This window comes from Pseudomonas sp. N040, assembly GCF_015637705.1.
Classification (GTDB): Bacteria; Pseudomonadota; Gammaproteobacteria; order Pseudomonadales; family Pseudomonadaceae; genus Aquipseudomonas.
The window spans coordinates 54,023-66,405 of the sequence record NZ_JADOBE010000012.1 but is presented as its reverse complement, the minus strand read 5'-3'; the positions used below and the strand labels follow the sequence as shown (position 1 = coordinate 66,405).

The window sequence follows — 12,383 nt, the reverse complement described above, 5'->3', positions numbered from 1 at the left end:
GACGCGGGTAATCTTGCCGGCTCATTCCCCCGGAACTGTCTTCGATGAATCCGCGCGCCCTCCTGCAACTCACTGCTCTGGCCGCCATCTGGGGCGCCAGCTTCCTGTTCATGCGCGTCGCGGCGCCGGTGATTGGTGCGCTGCCAACCGCGTTCCTGCGCGTAGTGCTGGCGGGCATCGGCCTGCTGGCGTTGCTCCTGCTGCTCAAGGTGCCGCTGAACTTTCAGGGCAAACTGCGCCAGACCATGCTCCTCGGCCTGATCAACTCCGGCATTCCCACCCTGATGTACAGCTTCGCCGCGCTGGTGCTGCCAGCCGGCTATTCATCGATCTTCAACGCAACGACACCCTTGATGGGCGCCTTGATCGGCACACTGTTCTTTGCCGAGCAAATGAGCTGGGCCAAAGGCCTCGGCGTCTTCGTCGGGCTGTTCGGTGTCGGCCTGCTGACCCGCACCGGTCCCTTCGAGTTCACCGATGAAATACTCTGGGGCGCACTGGCCTGCCTGGCTGCCACCACCTGCTATGGCTTTGCCGGCTACCTGGCCCGCCGCTGGCTCGACCATGCCGGCGGCCTCGACAGTCGCCTGTCTGCCTTCGGCAGCATGCTCGGCGCCAGCCTGCTGCTGTTGCCGCTGTTTCTCTGGTCAGTCAGCAGCCAGCCACCGGCAAGCTGGGGCGGCTGGCCGGTATGGGGTTCGCTGCTCGGCCTCGGGCTGCTCTGCACGGCCTTTGCCTATGTGCTGTATTTCCAGCTGCTGACCGACATCGGCCCGCTCAAATCGATGGCGGTAACTTTCCTGATTCCACCGTTCGGCGTGTTCTGGGGCGTGCTGCTGCTCGACGAGCCGCTGTCCTGGGCTTACCTGTACGGCGGTGCGTTGATCGTGCTGGCATTGTGGCTGGTACTGAAGCCGGCCACTTCGAGGGACGTTGCATCCCACTGACCGTGTCGACGAAGCCCGGCGGAACTCATACCTTGCCTTGTTGGGCTTTGCTGCGCTCAACCCAACCTACACATGGGCCGGGCAATTAATGCCCGCAGGTTGGGTTGAACCGTGCAATGGTGAAGCCCAATCGCAGCGATGGCGCAGGCCTCGGAGTTCGCTGCGCTCAACCCAACCGACAAAATACAAACGACCAAGCCTGGGGCAACCGAGCTATTCGCCGCACACCGGCTCACCCGGGAGAAAAGCCTGTTTCTGCGGCAGCTCGCGCGACAGTGCTTCTCCTGCGGCCTGCTGGCCAGGATCAAGCTGCTCGGCCAGGTTGTCGCGCAGCGCGAGCACTTCCGGATCGCCGCTGCTGGCTGCCAGGTTGAGCCAGGCATAGGCCTGCACGCGATCCTTGGGCAGTCCCAGGCCGACTACCTGCAAGGCCCCCAGCAGCGCCTGCGCCGAACTGCTGCCGCGCTTGGCCGCTGCCAGCCAGCACTGCGCCGCCCGCCGGTAGCTGCCATCATCGTAATAACGCTGGGCCAGGACTTCGGTGGCCGGCAGCGAACCCTGCCGGACTGCGGCGCGCAGCCATTTCTCGCCGGGCTGCCCGGGTGTCAGCTCGCCATACTTGAGCTGCGCCGGAATTGAACCAGCCACTGCGGCCTGCTCCAGCAGGTACAGGCCGTCATCCCGCCGCCCCTGCTCCAGCGCCCGCAGCCCGGCCAGGTAATCATCGGTGGCGTTGGCTTGCGCCAGGCCACAGGTCAGCAACAGAGCCAGCGGCACAAGCGTCCTCACTGCTGCAGTTCCTGCTCGCTGAACATATCGCTGAACAACATGCTCGACAGGTAGCGCTCACCGGAATCCGGCAGGATTACCACGATGGTCTTGCCCTGCATCCCCGGCTCCTCAGCAATCTTCAGCGCCGCCGCCATCGCCGCGCCACAGGAGATCCCGCAAAGAATGCCCTCCTCCTGCATCAGGCGCAGCGCGACGGCCTTGGACTCGTCGTCGGTCACCTGCATCACCCGGTCGACGATCGACAGATCAAGGTTCTTCGGCACGAAACCGGCGCCGATGCCCTGAATCTTGTGCGGACTGGGTTTGACTTCTTCGCCAGCCAGCGTCTGGCTGATCACCGGCGAAGCCACCGGCTCGACGGCGACCGAGAGGATCGGCTTGCCCATGGTCTGCTTGATGTAGCGCGACACCCCGGTGATGGTGCCGCCGGTGCCGACACCGGAAACCAGCACATCGATGGCGCCGTCGGTGTCATTCCAGATTTCCGGGCCAGTGGTCTTCTCGTGGATGGCCGGGTTGGCCGGATTCTCAAACTGTTGCGGCATGAAGTAGTTTGCCGGATCAGCGGCAACGATTTCCTCCGCCTTGGCAATCGCGCCCTTCATGCCCTTGGGTGGCTCGGTCAGCACCAGTTCGGCACCCAGCGCCTTGAGCACCTTGCGCCGTTCCAGGCTCATCGAGGCCGGCATGGTCAGCACCAGCTTGTAGCCCTTGGCAGCGGCGACAAAGGCCAGGCCGATGCCGGTATTGCCCGAAGTCGGCTCGACGATGGTCATGCCCGGCTTGAGTACGCCGCGCTGTTCAGCGTCCCAGATCATGTTGGCGCCGATCCGGCACTTGACTGAATAACCCGGATTGCGCCCTTCGATCTTGGCCAGGATGGTCACCCCCGCCGGCCCCAGGCGGTTGATCCGGACCAGCGGCGTGTTGCCAATCGACAGGGCATTGTCGGCGAATATACGGCTCATTTCAGACTCCTTGCGCTTAATGCGAGAGCTCAAGCCTAAGTCGCCGGAGGGTGACCGTCCAGTCGTCTGCCAAGATAAGCACCAGACGATCATTCAACCCCTGAATAAGGCTTGTTCGTTCCCAGCCCACCTGCCGGCGCGGTATAGTCGGCACCTGTAATTACTGAACCGCCGGGTTCTGTTCCGGCGCCCCCGTTCGAGGATGATCCAGATGAAATTCCAAGGTACCCAGTCCTACGTCGCCACCGACGATCTCAAGCTGGCCGTCAATGCCGCCATCACCCTGGAACGTCCGTTGCTGGTCAAGGGCGAGCCCGGTACCGGCAAGACCATGCTCGCCGAGCAACTGGCAGAGTCCTTCGGCGCCCGCCTGATCACCTGGCACATCAAGTCGACCACCAAGGCGCATCAGGGTCTCTACGAATACGACGCGGTGAGCCGCCTGCGCGATTCGCAACTGGACTCGGACAAGGTCCATGACGTACGCAACTACATCAAGAAGGGCAAGCTGTGGGAGGCCTTCGAATCGGAGGAGCGCGTGGTGCTGCTGATCGACGAGATCGACAAGGCCGACATCGAGTTCCCCAATGACCTGCTGCAGGAACTCGACAAGATGGAGTTCTACGTTTACGAGACCGACGAGACGATCAAGGCGGTCAAGCGCCCGATCATCATCATCACCTCGAACAACGAGAAGGAACTGCCGGACGCCTTCCTGCGCCGCTGCTTCTTCCACTACATCGCCTTCCCGGACCGCAAGACCCTGCAGAGCATCGTCGATGTGCACTACCCGCACATCAAGGCCGACCTGGTCAGCGAGGCGCTGGATATCTTCTTCGACGTGCGCAAGGTTCCGGGCCTGAAGAAGAAACCTTCCACCAGCGAACTGGTCGACTGGTTGAAGCTGCTGATGGCCGATGACATCGGCGAAGCCGTGCTGCGCGAACGCGATCCGACCAAGGCCATCCCGCCGCTGGCCGGCGCGCTGGTGAAGAACGAGCAGGACGTGATGCTGCTGGAGCGCCTGGCGTTCATGAGCCGCCGCGGCAACCGTTGATTGTCTCCCCTCTCCCATGCATGGGAGAGGGGCTGGGGGAGAGGGCTATGGGTGCGCCCCACCCTCTCCCTAACCCTCTCCCTCCAGGGAGAGGGGAAAACGTCCGAGTGTTAAAAGAGGTCCGCAGCCATGCTGCTCAACCTGTTCAATGAAATGCGCGCAGCCAAGGTGCCGGTCTCGGTGCGCGAGCTGCTCGACCTGCTCAACGCGCTGAAACAGCGGGTAATCTTTGCCGACATGGACGAGTTCTACTACCTGGCGCGTACCGTGCTGGTCAAGGACGAGCGGCATTTCGACAAGTTCGACCGTGCCTTCAGCGCCTACTTCAACGGCCTGCAGAACCTCAACGAGCACCTCGAGGCACTGATCCCCGATGAGTGGCTGCGCAAGGAATTCGAGCGCCTGCTGACCGATGAAGAGCGCGCGCAGATCCAGTCCCTCGGCGGCCTGGACAAGCTGATCGAGGAATTCAAGAAGCGCCTGGAAGAACAGAAGGAACGCCACGCCGGTGGCAGCAAGTGGATCGGTACCGGTGGCACCAGCCCGTTCGGCTCCGGCGGTTTCAACCCCGAAGGCATCCGCGTCGGCGATGCCGGCAAGCGCCAGGGTCGCGCGGCCAAGGTCTGGGACCAGCGCGAGTACAAGAACCTCGACGATCAGGTCGAACTCGGCACACGCAACATCAAGGTCGCCCTGCGCCGCCTGCGCAAGTTCGCCCGCGAGGGCGCGGCGGAAGAATTCGACCTCGGCGGGACCATCGACCATACCGCGCGGGACGCCGGCCTGCTGAATATCCAGATGCGCCCGGAGCGCCACAACAAGGTCAAGCTGCTGGTGCTGTTCGACATCGGCGGATCGATGGACGCGCACATCAAGGCCTGCGAGGAGCTGTTCTCGGCCTGCAAGACCGAGTTCAAGCACCTGGAGTACTACTACTTCCACAACTTCATCTACGAATCGGTGTGGAAGAACAACCTGCGCCGCAGCTCGGAGCGCTTCGCCACCCACGACCTGCTGCACAAGTACGGCGCGGACTACAAGGTGATCTTCATCGGCGATGCGGCCATGGCGCCCTATGAAATCACCCAGGCCGGCGGCAGCGTCGAGCACTGGAACGAGGAAGCCGGCTATATCTGGATGAAACGCTTCATGGAGAAATTCAAGAAGCTGATCTGGATCAACCCCTATCCCAAGGACGCCTGGGGCTACACCGCTTCCACCGGGCTGGTGCGCGAACTGGTCGAAGACCAGATGTTCCCGCTGACCCTGCAGGGCTTGGAAGAAGGCATGCGCTACCTGTCCAAATAAGCCCCGGAGAGGCTCCGGGGCTCGGCTGGCGCATGCGCGGCGTGGCTACTTACTGAGGATGTGAATGGCCACCGCGGCTTCTTCGATGCCCTGCAGGCCGCCACCATTCTCTTGGATCGCGTGCCGGGCACCCTCTACCTGCCGCGCTCCGGCTTCGCCACGCAACTGCGTCACCAGCTCGTAGAGTTGACCGATGCCGGTCGCACCCAGCGGATGGCCTTTCGACTCCAGACCGCCCGACGGATTGATCGGGATACGCCCGCCAACGGTGAACTCGCCACGCTCGGCAGCCGGGCCGCCACCGCCAAAAGGTACAAAGCCGAGGTTCTCGGCCTGAATGATCTCACCCATGGCGGACGCATCGTGAACCTCTGCGACATGCATGTCCTGCGGGCCGAGGCCGGCAATCTCGTAGGCCTGATTCGCCGCCAGATGGCCAACATGCTTGTGCGGCTCATCCAGGCCACGATGGGTAAAGCTGCGAATCACGCTGGCAGCGACCTTGATGCAGCGCCGCTTGTCAGCGCCAATGCGCTTGAGCCCTTCTTCGGTGCAGAGGATCGCCGCCGCCGAGCCATCGGACAGCGGCGCGCACATTGGCAGGGTGATCGGGTAGGTAATCGGTGGCGCAGCCAGCACTTCATCAATGCTGAACGGCTGGCGGAACTGCGAGAACGGATTGTGCACCGAGTGCTGGTGATTCTTTGCACACACGGCGGCAATCTGCCGTTGTGTGGTGCCATAGGTTTTCATGTGATAACGGCACATGGCCGCATAGATCGCCATGAACTTGCTGTAAGGCCGCGTCGACTCTGAACCTTCCGGCGGAACAATGCCCTCGCCCATCTTGACCAGTGTCTGGTAGTTCTCTTCTGCGGTAGAGACATCCCAACCGCCTTCGAAGATGGCAAAGGCCTTCAGCTTGTCAGGAATGTTCATCTTCTCTGCACCCAAAGCCAGCGCCACATCGGTAGTACCCGCCTTGAGGCTCTGTACTGCCAGATTGAAGGCACTGCTGCCAGAGGCACAGGCATTCTCGATGTTGTAGATGGGAATGCCCTGGATGCCGATCTTGCTGAACACCACCTGGCCGGGTATGGAGATCTGCCCCTGCAGCGGGCCGTTGGTCATGCCGGCGTAATACGCCACGCCAATGTCGCTGGCCTGACAGCCGGCGTCCTTCAGTGCGCCTTGCAGGGCCTCACCGGCAAGGTCGGCGAGGGAGCGTTCAGTGTGTCGACCGAATACGGTCATGGCGATGCCGGCGATGTAGATGTTGCTCATGGATGGCAGCTCTCGAAAGACCCGACGGTGCGGATTAGTTGGCAAATGGACCGAGTTGATTGCGGTAGAGCCAGCCAACGGTCTTGTAGAAGGTATTGGGCATCAGGCGCTTGAGCATCCAGACCAAGCGATATTCCAGCTGCGGGATCGAATACAGGTTGCCCTTCTCCATCTCTTCGATGGCAAACGCAGCCACCGTTTCGGAGGTGTGCCTGCCATTGTCGATATCCGCCTTGACGGCGCGCCCGGTTGAACTGTCGGCAATCGCGCGGCCATCACGGGCGGCATTGTCCGCCAGGCTCGACCTGAAGCCTGCCGGGCACAACACCGTCACACCAATATTGAAACGCGACAGCTCAGCGCACAGGGTTTCCGAGAGACCGATCACGCCGGCTTTGCTGACGTTGTAATTGGCCATTTCCGGGAAGGCCAGCAGGCCAGCAACGGATGCCACATTGAGGATATAGCCGGATTTGTTCCTGCACATGTCCGGCGAGTACGTACGGCAGCCGTTGATCACACCATCCAGGTTGGTCGACATCAGGTTGTCCCAGGCGGCATCGTCCATCTTGTCGAAGCTGTTGGCATCGGCCACACCAGCATTGTTCACCAGGATATCGATGCCGCCCCAGGCCTTGTCCAGCGCCTTGTGCACGGCTTCCCACTGATCCTTCTCGCGCACTTCAAGACGCAAGCCGAGGCCGGTACCGCCGAGCTCGGTGACTTTCTTCGCGGTACGCTTGACTGCGTCGAGCTTGCGCCCGGTGACCGCCACCTTCCAGCCGCGCGCGGCCAGTTGATAGGCCAGCGCCTCGCCAAAACCGGTGGTGGCTCCGGTGATCAACACGCGCTTGTTGGGAAAACGATCTTCTAGCTTGCTCATGGTGTTCCTTTAATTTGTCAGGGATCAGATCTTGCGATCTGAAGTGTTCCAGTACTGCGCCCGCAGGTCCTTCTTGAGCACCTTGCCCACCGGGCTGCGTGGCAGTATCTCGATGAAATCGACGCTTTTCGGCGCCTTCACCGAGCCTAGCTTGTCCTTGCACAGTGCGATCAGTTCTTCTGCACTGACGCTCTGTCCGGCGTTCAGTTCGACCACCGCCTTGACCGCCTCGCCCCAGGTGGCGTCCGGTACGCCGATCACCGCGCAATCCTGCACGGCCGGGTGGCCCCAGATCACCTGCTCGACTTCGCTCGGATACACGTTGAAACCGCCGGAAATGATCATGTCCTTCTTGCGGTCGGTGATATGCAGGTAGCCCTCGCTATCGATATGGCCGACGTCACCGGTGTGCAGCCAGCCATCAATGATGGTTTCGGCGGTCTTGTCCGGGGCCTTGTAGTAGCCCTTCATCACCAGGTCGCCCTGCACGCAGATCTCGCCGGTTTCACCCTGGGCGACGATCTGGTTGTCGTCGTTGAGGATCTCCACATGGATCAGCGGGTTGGGCTGGCCAACCGAGGACAGGCGGGCATCGCTGGCGACCTTGCCACCAACGAAGTGCGCATCCGGCGGCAGGTAGGCGATCGATGCCGGTGCTTCGGTCTGGCCGTAGCCGCCCATCATCACCGGGCCGATCACCTCGATGGCCTGCTTGAGCTTCTCCACCGACATCGGCGCGGCGCCATACATGAAGTACTTCAGCGAGGAGAAATCGACTTTCTGGTTCAGGTCCGGAATGTCCAGCAGGCGGTAGATCACCGTAGGCGGGAGGAACATCTCGGTCACGCGGTGCGTGGGTATGGCCGCCAGCAGCAGCGCCGGATCGGGCCGGGTGACCACCACCACGGTGCCGCCGCGCGAGGTGCAGGGCAGCGACAGCAGGCCGGCGGTATGCGTCATCGGCGCCGCCGCCAGGTTCACCACGCGGTCTTCGGAGCCGTACGGGCAGCCGATCATGAAGTGCGCACAGAAGGTCTGCAGGCTGCGATGAGTGTTCATCACGCCCTTGGGCATGCCGGTGGTACCACCGGTGGAAGACAGCATGACCACATCGTCCAGGTCGACCTGAACCTGCACGCGGGTGGCTGGTTGATCCTTGATCCAGCTTTCCAGGGAAATCGCAGCGGCAACTTCCGCTGCTTCGCCATCCACACAGACCCAGCACTTTATCTTCGGCAGGCGCGGTTGCAGCTCGGCGATTACCGGGGCGAAGTACTTCTGGAAGAACAGGATCTCGCAGTCGAAGGCGTCCAGTACATAGTGGTTTTCCTCCGCCGCGTTGCGCGCCCCTACCGGCAGCCAGCACAGGTTGGCACGCCACAGGCCGAGGGTACAGGCCCAGGCCGGCACGTCGTTGAGGGCCCAGACCGCACCCTTGGTTTCCTTGGCAAAACCTTCAGCCAGCAAAGCATTGGCGATACGGCAGGACAGCTCACCCACTTCATTGAAGCTGTATTCGCGCTCATCCTGAATATAGGCGGTGCCGCTCGGGTTGCTGCGCCAGCCGCGGTCGAAAAAGTCGATGATGGCCATGTCGGAATCCTGAAAACGGGTGCGGCTCCCGCTCGCGGAAGCCGCACCAAGGGGGGGTGGTTAGAGCTGGGTCACAGTTGCGCGCGCCAGGCCGCGCTGCTCGAGGAAACCGAGCAGGTAGCGGTGGCCGAAGGCCTTGGAGCCGGAGGCAAAGCCGACCGCATTGGTTTCGCCGTCGAGCAGCTTGATCACCGCGGCGGTCTGCAGGGCACCCGTAGAGATATAAGGCGTGATGCCATGCACGGTGGCGCGCACGGCGGCCAGTTGGCCGCGACCGATGGCGACATCGACGCTGCGCTGCAGGCTGGTGCGCTCGCGCGGCGGCATGCTTGGGGTGGTCGAGTCCACCAGGCTCTTGACCACGGCATCCTGCTGCTCTCTCGGCAGATCCTTGTATTCGGCATCCCACTTCTTGGCCAGGCCATGCACCATCTGCATGACGTTGTTGTCGTAGAAGCCGACCGAGGAAATACAGCTGCGCACCCGTGAATCCTTCTCGAAATAGATCGGCAGCGAAGTGCCGCCCCACGGCAGGCAGAACACCGGCTGGATAAAGTTGGCGTCGATGATGTTGAACGAGGCGTCTACCGCGTGCGCCCTGAGCTGGTTTTCCCACAGGTAATGCTGCTTGGCGCGCATCAGTTCAAAGATCGAGGCGGCTGAGCCCACACTGACGCCGGCCGAGTCACGCGGGCCGCGGCACATGGCAGCGGTTTCCAGCGCATCGATGCCCTGGGTTTCCAGGGCCAGTTCGGCGGCAATTTCCGAGAAGGTGTACATGTACGACACCGACGGCGAAACCAGCAGCCCGGCCTGGGCATACAGCGCGCCAAACTGTTCACGCACCTGGAGCATGTAGCTTTGCTCACCGGTGGTGTCGATATGGTGGCAGCCGGCCTTGAGTGCCGCCTCGACGGTGGTGATGCCGAAATTGACAAACGGCCCGACCGTGTTGCACACCACCTTGGCACCCTTGAAGGCCTTGGTCAGCGACTCGACCGTGTGCTCGGCTTCGATGATCTCGTAGGTCGCCGACTCCAGGCGCACCACGCGCTGGGCCATCATTTCCTGGGTGCGCTTGGCGTTGCGCGCCACCGCGGTGAACGGGATGTTCTGATCGATCAGCCAGTCCATGGTCAGCATGCCGGTGTAACCACTGGCGCCATACACAACTACGGGATATTTAGCCATTTTCTTTGCTCCTGAAATTCAGTGATTGGGTGTCTTGCCTGTGATCAGTTCTTGGTCCAGCCGTCTTCGTACATTTGCTGGGCGAGGAAGCCGAGCCGGGTAGTCAGCATGTAGCTGTCGCCGTCTTCGATCAGCGCGGCGCGGGCATCGCGGAACAGCTTTTCGATCGGGTATTCGCGGGTCAGGCCGTTGCCGCCGAACAACTGCAGGGCTTCGGACACCACCTTCATCGCTTCTTCGGTAACCGTGACCTTGCCGGAAGCCGTAGCCCACGGGTGGCCTTGCGGAGTCAGGCGTGCATAAGCCAGCGACCGCCGCGCGACCGCGCGGCACAGTTCGACGCGGCGCAGCATGTCGCCAATGCGATAGCGGGTCAGCTGGTGATCCATCAGCAGCTGGCCACCCTGTTTACGCTGATTGCAGTACTCCAGCGCCATTTCGAAGGCGGCGCGGGCCACACCGGTAAACATCTGGCCCATGTGCGTGCCGGCGAACGACCAGGCCGAGGCGACATTGCCGTAGTACTCGTCCTGCAGGGCAATGGCGAAGCGCTTGGGAATCCGCACGTTGTCGAAATACACCTCACCCTGCGGCAGCGAGCGCTGACCAATCTTCTCCAGTGGCTTGCCCTTGCTCACGCCCGGCAGGTCCAGCGGCACGATCATCGCCACACCGTTGGGACGACCATCAGCACCGATGAAGCCGTCACCGTAATCCGCCGTCATATAGGCCAGGGCCACCTGAGCCACCGCGCCGTTGGACACCCAGGCCGAACACTGGCCGTTGATGACGATTTCGTCAGCACCGACTTTGGCAAACATGTTGCCCTTGTTGCCTGGCTGCCCTTGCGGCCATTCACGCTTCAGGTCGAACGCACCAACGTCGGAACCCTTGTCCGGGTGGGTGATCATCCAGCAGCCGATCTTGCCGGCGCACAGATCGATCAATTCCTGATTACCAACAGTCTTCGCCATTTCACCGGGGAAGGCCGTGACGGTCAGCGAAACAGCCAGGCCAGCATCGCCCCAGCCCATTTCTTCACCGACCATCGATTCAACGCGAACCGCCATGTCCGGCGGCAACTGCGCCAGCAGATCGGAATCCAGGCCAAGCTTGGCCGCTTCGGTGAACACGCTGTAATAGGGAGACCCGGGCGCCACCACCTGCTCGGCCGTCATGCCGTCCAACTCGCGTCCCAGCGGGCGCAACACGTCGCGGGCAAAAGCGTGCGCACTCTGCTGAATGGCGCCCTCCTCCTCACTCAGGGGCGTTTCGAATCCACTCATTGAAATGGCGGGCAGGTTGAGCTGTTTGCTTAGTTTCATGATGCGCCTCGTCGGACATGGTGTTTTTGTCTTGTCACGAATGCTAGGCGTCGACGGGGCTGGCGGCTTTCAGTAAAGACACCTATCTTTATCAAAAAAAAACCATCGGCAGACGGATAATCCAACCCATGAAACCCTGGACAAAAGTGCGCAAGCAGCTCAGCCACACGCCCATCGTGGAAGGCTATGTCCGCGGCGCGGTGCCGCTGTATGTCGAGCGTTACCTGTACCAGGCGATGGAGCTGACGGTGAGCGGCATGGAGCTGTCCGCGCTGGTTACCCAGTTCGGCGGCAGCCGCGTGCGCGAGGGTGAACTGGAACAGTTGCGCAGCATGAATCTGCCAACCCAGTCGCAACTTATACCGGCCGGCGTGCCGACGCACTGGCACTATGCCGGCACCATCGACTACGCCATCTTCTACTTCATCGACAGTACCTGCAGCGCAACCCAGTGCCTGGATGCACTGGCCGAATCCCACAACGCACCGATGCCGTTCACTGACCCGCTGGTGGGTGCCGCGGCCCAGCAGATCGTCAATGAACTGCAGAAAGGCCGCCTGGCCGACCAGGGCTACATGGAGCGCCTGGCCGGGATCATGCTCGAACAAAGCTTCCGCGTGCTGACCACGCCGAACAACACCTTCATCAACCCCCGCCATGCGCAGTTTTTCCGGTTGCAGACGGTGCTCAACCACATCCACGAGCATTTGTCGGCGGACCTCTCGGCACCTTCGCTGGCCAGGCTTGCCGGCGTCAGCCTGACCCACTTCCGCCGGATCTTCGAAGACGCCATGGGCACACCGCCGCACCGCTACATCCTCAACGTGCGCCTCGAGCAGGCACGCAAGCTGCTCGGCATGTCGAGCATCCCGATCGCCCATATTGCCCAGGAATGCGGCTTCAGCAGCCAGAGCCACCTGACCGCCTGCTTTCGCCAGGCACACGCGGCCACCCCGGCTGGCTACCGCGCCGCCTTCACTCGCGCGGCAAACCGGGAGGAGAACCTGAACTGAACCCGTGCCGCGCTGCACCGGC

General features: G+C 62.1%; 11 protein-coding genes. 4 read left to right on the top strand and 7 right to left on the bottom strand.

All coding sequences use genetic code 11. From position 1 onward, the window contains the following. The first annotated feature begins 44 nt into the window (after nt 1-44). Complete coding sequence (locus ISX93_RS16105; RefSeq protein ID WP_195779780.1) at nt 45-947, top strand: DMT family transporter; 903 nt, start codon at nt 45-47, stop codon at nt 945-947. Between the two features lie 213 nt (nt 948-1,160). On the opposite strand, the gene ISX93_RS16100 is transcribed toward ISX93_RS16105, so the two are convergent. Both ISX93_RS16100 and cysK read right to left on the bottom strand, forming a co-directional pair. Then, complete coding sequence (locus ISX93_RS16100; protein WP_195779779.1) at nt 1,161-1,736, bottom strand: tetratricopeptide repeat protein; 576 nt, start codon at nt 1,734-1,736, stop codon at nt 1,161-1,163. After that, nucleotides 1,733-2,707: a cysteine synthase A gene (gene cysK / locus ISX93_RS16095; RefSeq protein WP_195779778.1), complete on the bottom strand. Its 975-nt coding sequence runs from the start codon at nt 2,705-2,707 to the stop codon at nt 1,733-1,735. Before cysK ends, ISX93_RS16100 begins: the two co-directional genes overlap by 4 nt. A gap of 211 nt (nt 2,708-2,918) precedes the next feature. Here cysK and ISX93_RS16090 point away from each other — a divergent pair, with 211 nt between their 5' ends. Together ISX93_RS16090 and ISX93_RS16085 are read left to right on the top strand one after the other, a co-directional pair. Further along, the gene (locus ISX93_RS16090; RefSeq protein WP_195779777.1) at nt 2,919-3,764 is read left to right on the top strand and encodes an AAA family ATPase; all 846 of its coding nucleotides are present in this window, start codon (nt 2,919-2,921) and stop codon (nt 3,762-3,764) included. Nucleotides 3,765-3,893: 129 nt separating this feature from the next. Then, nucleotides 3,894-5,072: a vWA domain-containing protein gene (locus ISX93_RS16085; protein WP_195779776.1), complete on the top strand. Its 1,179-nt coding sequence runs from the start codon at nt 3,894-3,896 to the stop codon at nt 5,070-5,072. 45 nt (nt 5,073-5,117) lie between these two features. On the opposite strand, the gene ISX93_RS16080 is transcribed toward ISX93_RS16085, so the two are convergent. Genes ISX93_RS16080 through ISX93_RS16060 form a run of 5 tightly spaced genes read right to left on the bottom strand, consistent with a single transcriptional unit; the run spans nt 5,118 to nt 11,348 of the window. Further along, nucleotides 5,118-6,356 carry a thiolase family protein gene (locus ISX93_RS16080; RefSeq protein ID WP_195779775.1) on the bottom strand — a complete coding sequence of 413 codons (1,239 nt, stop codon included), beginning with the start codon at nt 6,354-6,356 and terminating at the stop codon, nt 5,118-5,120. A 34-nt stretch (nt 6,357-6,390) separates the two neighbouring features. Then, complete coding sequence (locus ISX93_RS16075; RefSeq protein WP_195779774.1) at nt 6,391-7,239, bottom strand: SDR family NAD(P)-dependent oxidoreductase; 849 nt, start codon at nt 7,237-7,239, stop codon at nt 6,391-6,393. A gap of 24 nt (nt 7,240-7,263) precedes the next feature. Further along, nucleotides 7,264-8,832: a class I adenylate-forming enzyme family protein gene (locus tag ISX93_RS16070; RefSeq protein WP_195779773.1), complete on the bottom strand. Its 1,569-nt coding sequence runs from the start codon at nt 8,830-8,832 to the stop codon at nt 7,264-7,266. Between the two features lie 60 nt (nt 8,833-8,892). After that, the gene (locus ISX93_RS16065; protein WP_195779772.1) at nt 8,893-10,023 is read right to left on the bottom strand and encodes a saccharopine dehydrogenase family protein; all 1,131 of its coding nucleotides are present in this window, start codon (nt 10,021-10,023) and stop codon (nt 8,893-8,895) included. Nucleotides 10,024-10,067: 44 nt separating this feature from the next. Further along, complete coding sequence (locus tag ISX93_RS16060; RefSeq protein WP_219841038.1) at nt 10,068-11,348, bottom strand: acyl-CoA dehydrogenase family protein; 1,281 nt, start codon at nt 11,346-11,348, stop codon at nt 10,068-10,070. A 128-nt stretch (nt 11,349-11,476) separates the two neighbouring features. Here ISX93_RS16060 and ISX93_RS16055 point away from each other — a divergent pair, with 128 nt between their 5' ends. Continuing rightward, the gene (locus ISX93_RS16055) at nt 11,477-12,361 is read left to right on the top strand and encodes a helix-turn-helix domain-containing protein (RefSeq protein ID WP_195779771.1); all 885 of its coding nucleotides are present in this window, start codon (nt 11,477-11,479) and stop codon (nt 12,359-12,361) included. The last annotated feature ends 22 nt before the right edge of the window (nt 12,362-12,383 follow it).

Excerpts from the sequence above, each read along its gene's own strand:
- ISX93_RS16105 (WP_195779780.1), top strand. The coding sequence starts at position 45 with ATGAATCCGCGCGCCCTCCTGCAACTCACTGCTCTGGCCGCCATCTGG.
- cysK (WP_195779778.1), bottom strand. The coding sequence starts at position 2,707 with ATGAGCCGTATATTCGCCGACAATGCCCTGTCGATTGGCAACACGCCG.
- ISX93_RS16090 (WP_195779777.1), top strand. The coding sequence starts at position 2,919 with ATGAAATTCCAAGGTACCCAGTCCTACGTCGCCACCGACGATCTCAAG.
- ISX93_RS16085 (WP_195779776.1), top strand. The coding sequence starts at position 3,894 with ATGCTGCTCAACCTGTTCAATGAAATGCGCGCAGCCAAGGTGCCGGTC.
- ISX93_RS16080 (WP_195779775.1), bottom strand. The coding sequence starts at position 6,356 with ATGAGCAACATCTACATCGCCGGCATCGCCATGACCGTATTCGGTCGA.
- ISX93_RS16075 (WP_195779774.1), bottom strand. The coding sequence starts at position 7,239 with ATGAGCAAGCTAGAAGATCGTTTTCCCAACAAGCGCGTGTTGATCACC.
- ISX93_RS16070 (WP_195779773.1), bottom strand. The coding sequence starts at position 8,832 with ATGGCCATCATCGACTTTTTCGACCGCGGCTGGCGCAGCAACCCGAGC.
- ISX93_RS16065 (WP_195779772.1), bottom strand. The coding sequence starts at position 10,023 with ATGGCTAAATATCCCGTAGTTGTGTATGGCGCCAGTGGTTACACCGGC.
- ISX93_RS16060 (WP_219841038.1), bottom strand. The coding sequence starts at position 11,348 with ATGAAACTAAGCAAACAGCTCAACCTGCCCGCCATTTCAATGAGTGGA.
- ISX93_RS16055 (WP_195779771.1), top strand. The coding sequence starts at position 11,477 with ATGAAACCCTGGACAAAAGTGCGCAAGCAGCTCAGCCACACGCCCATC.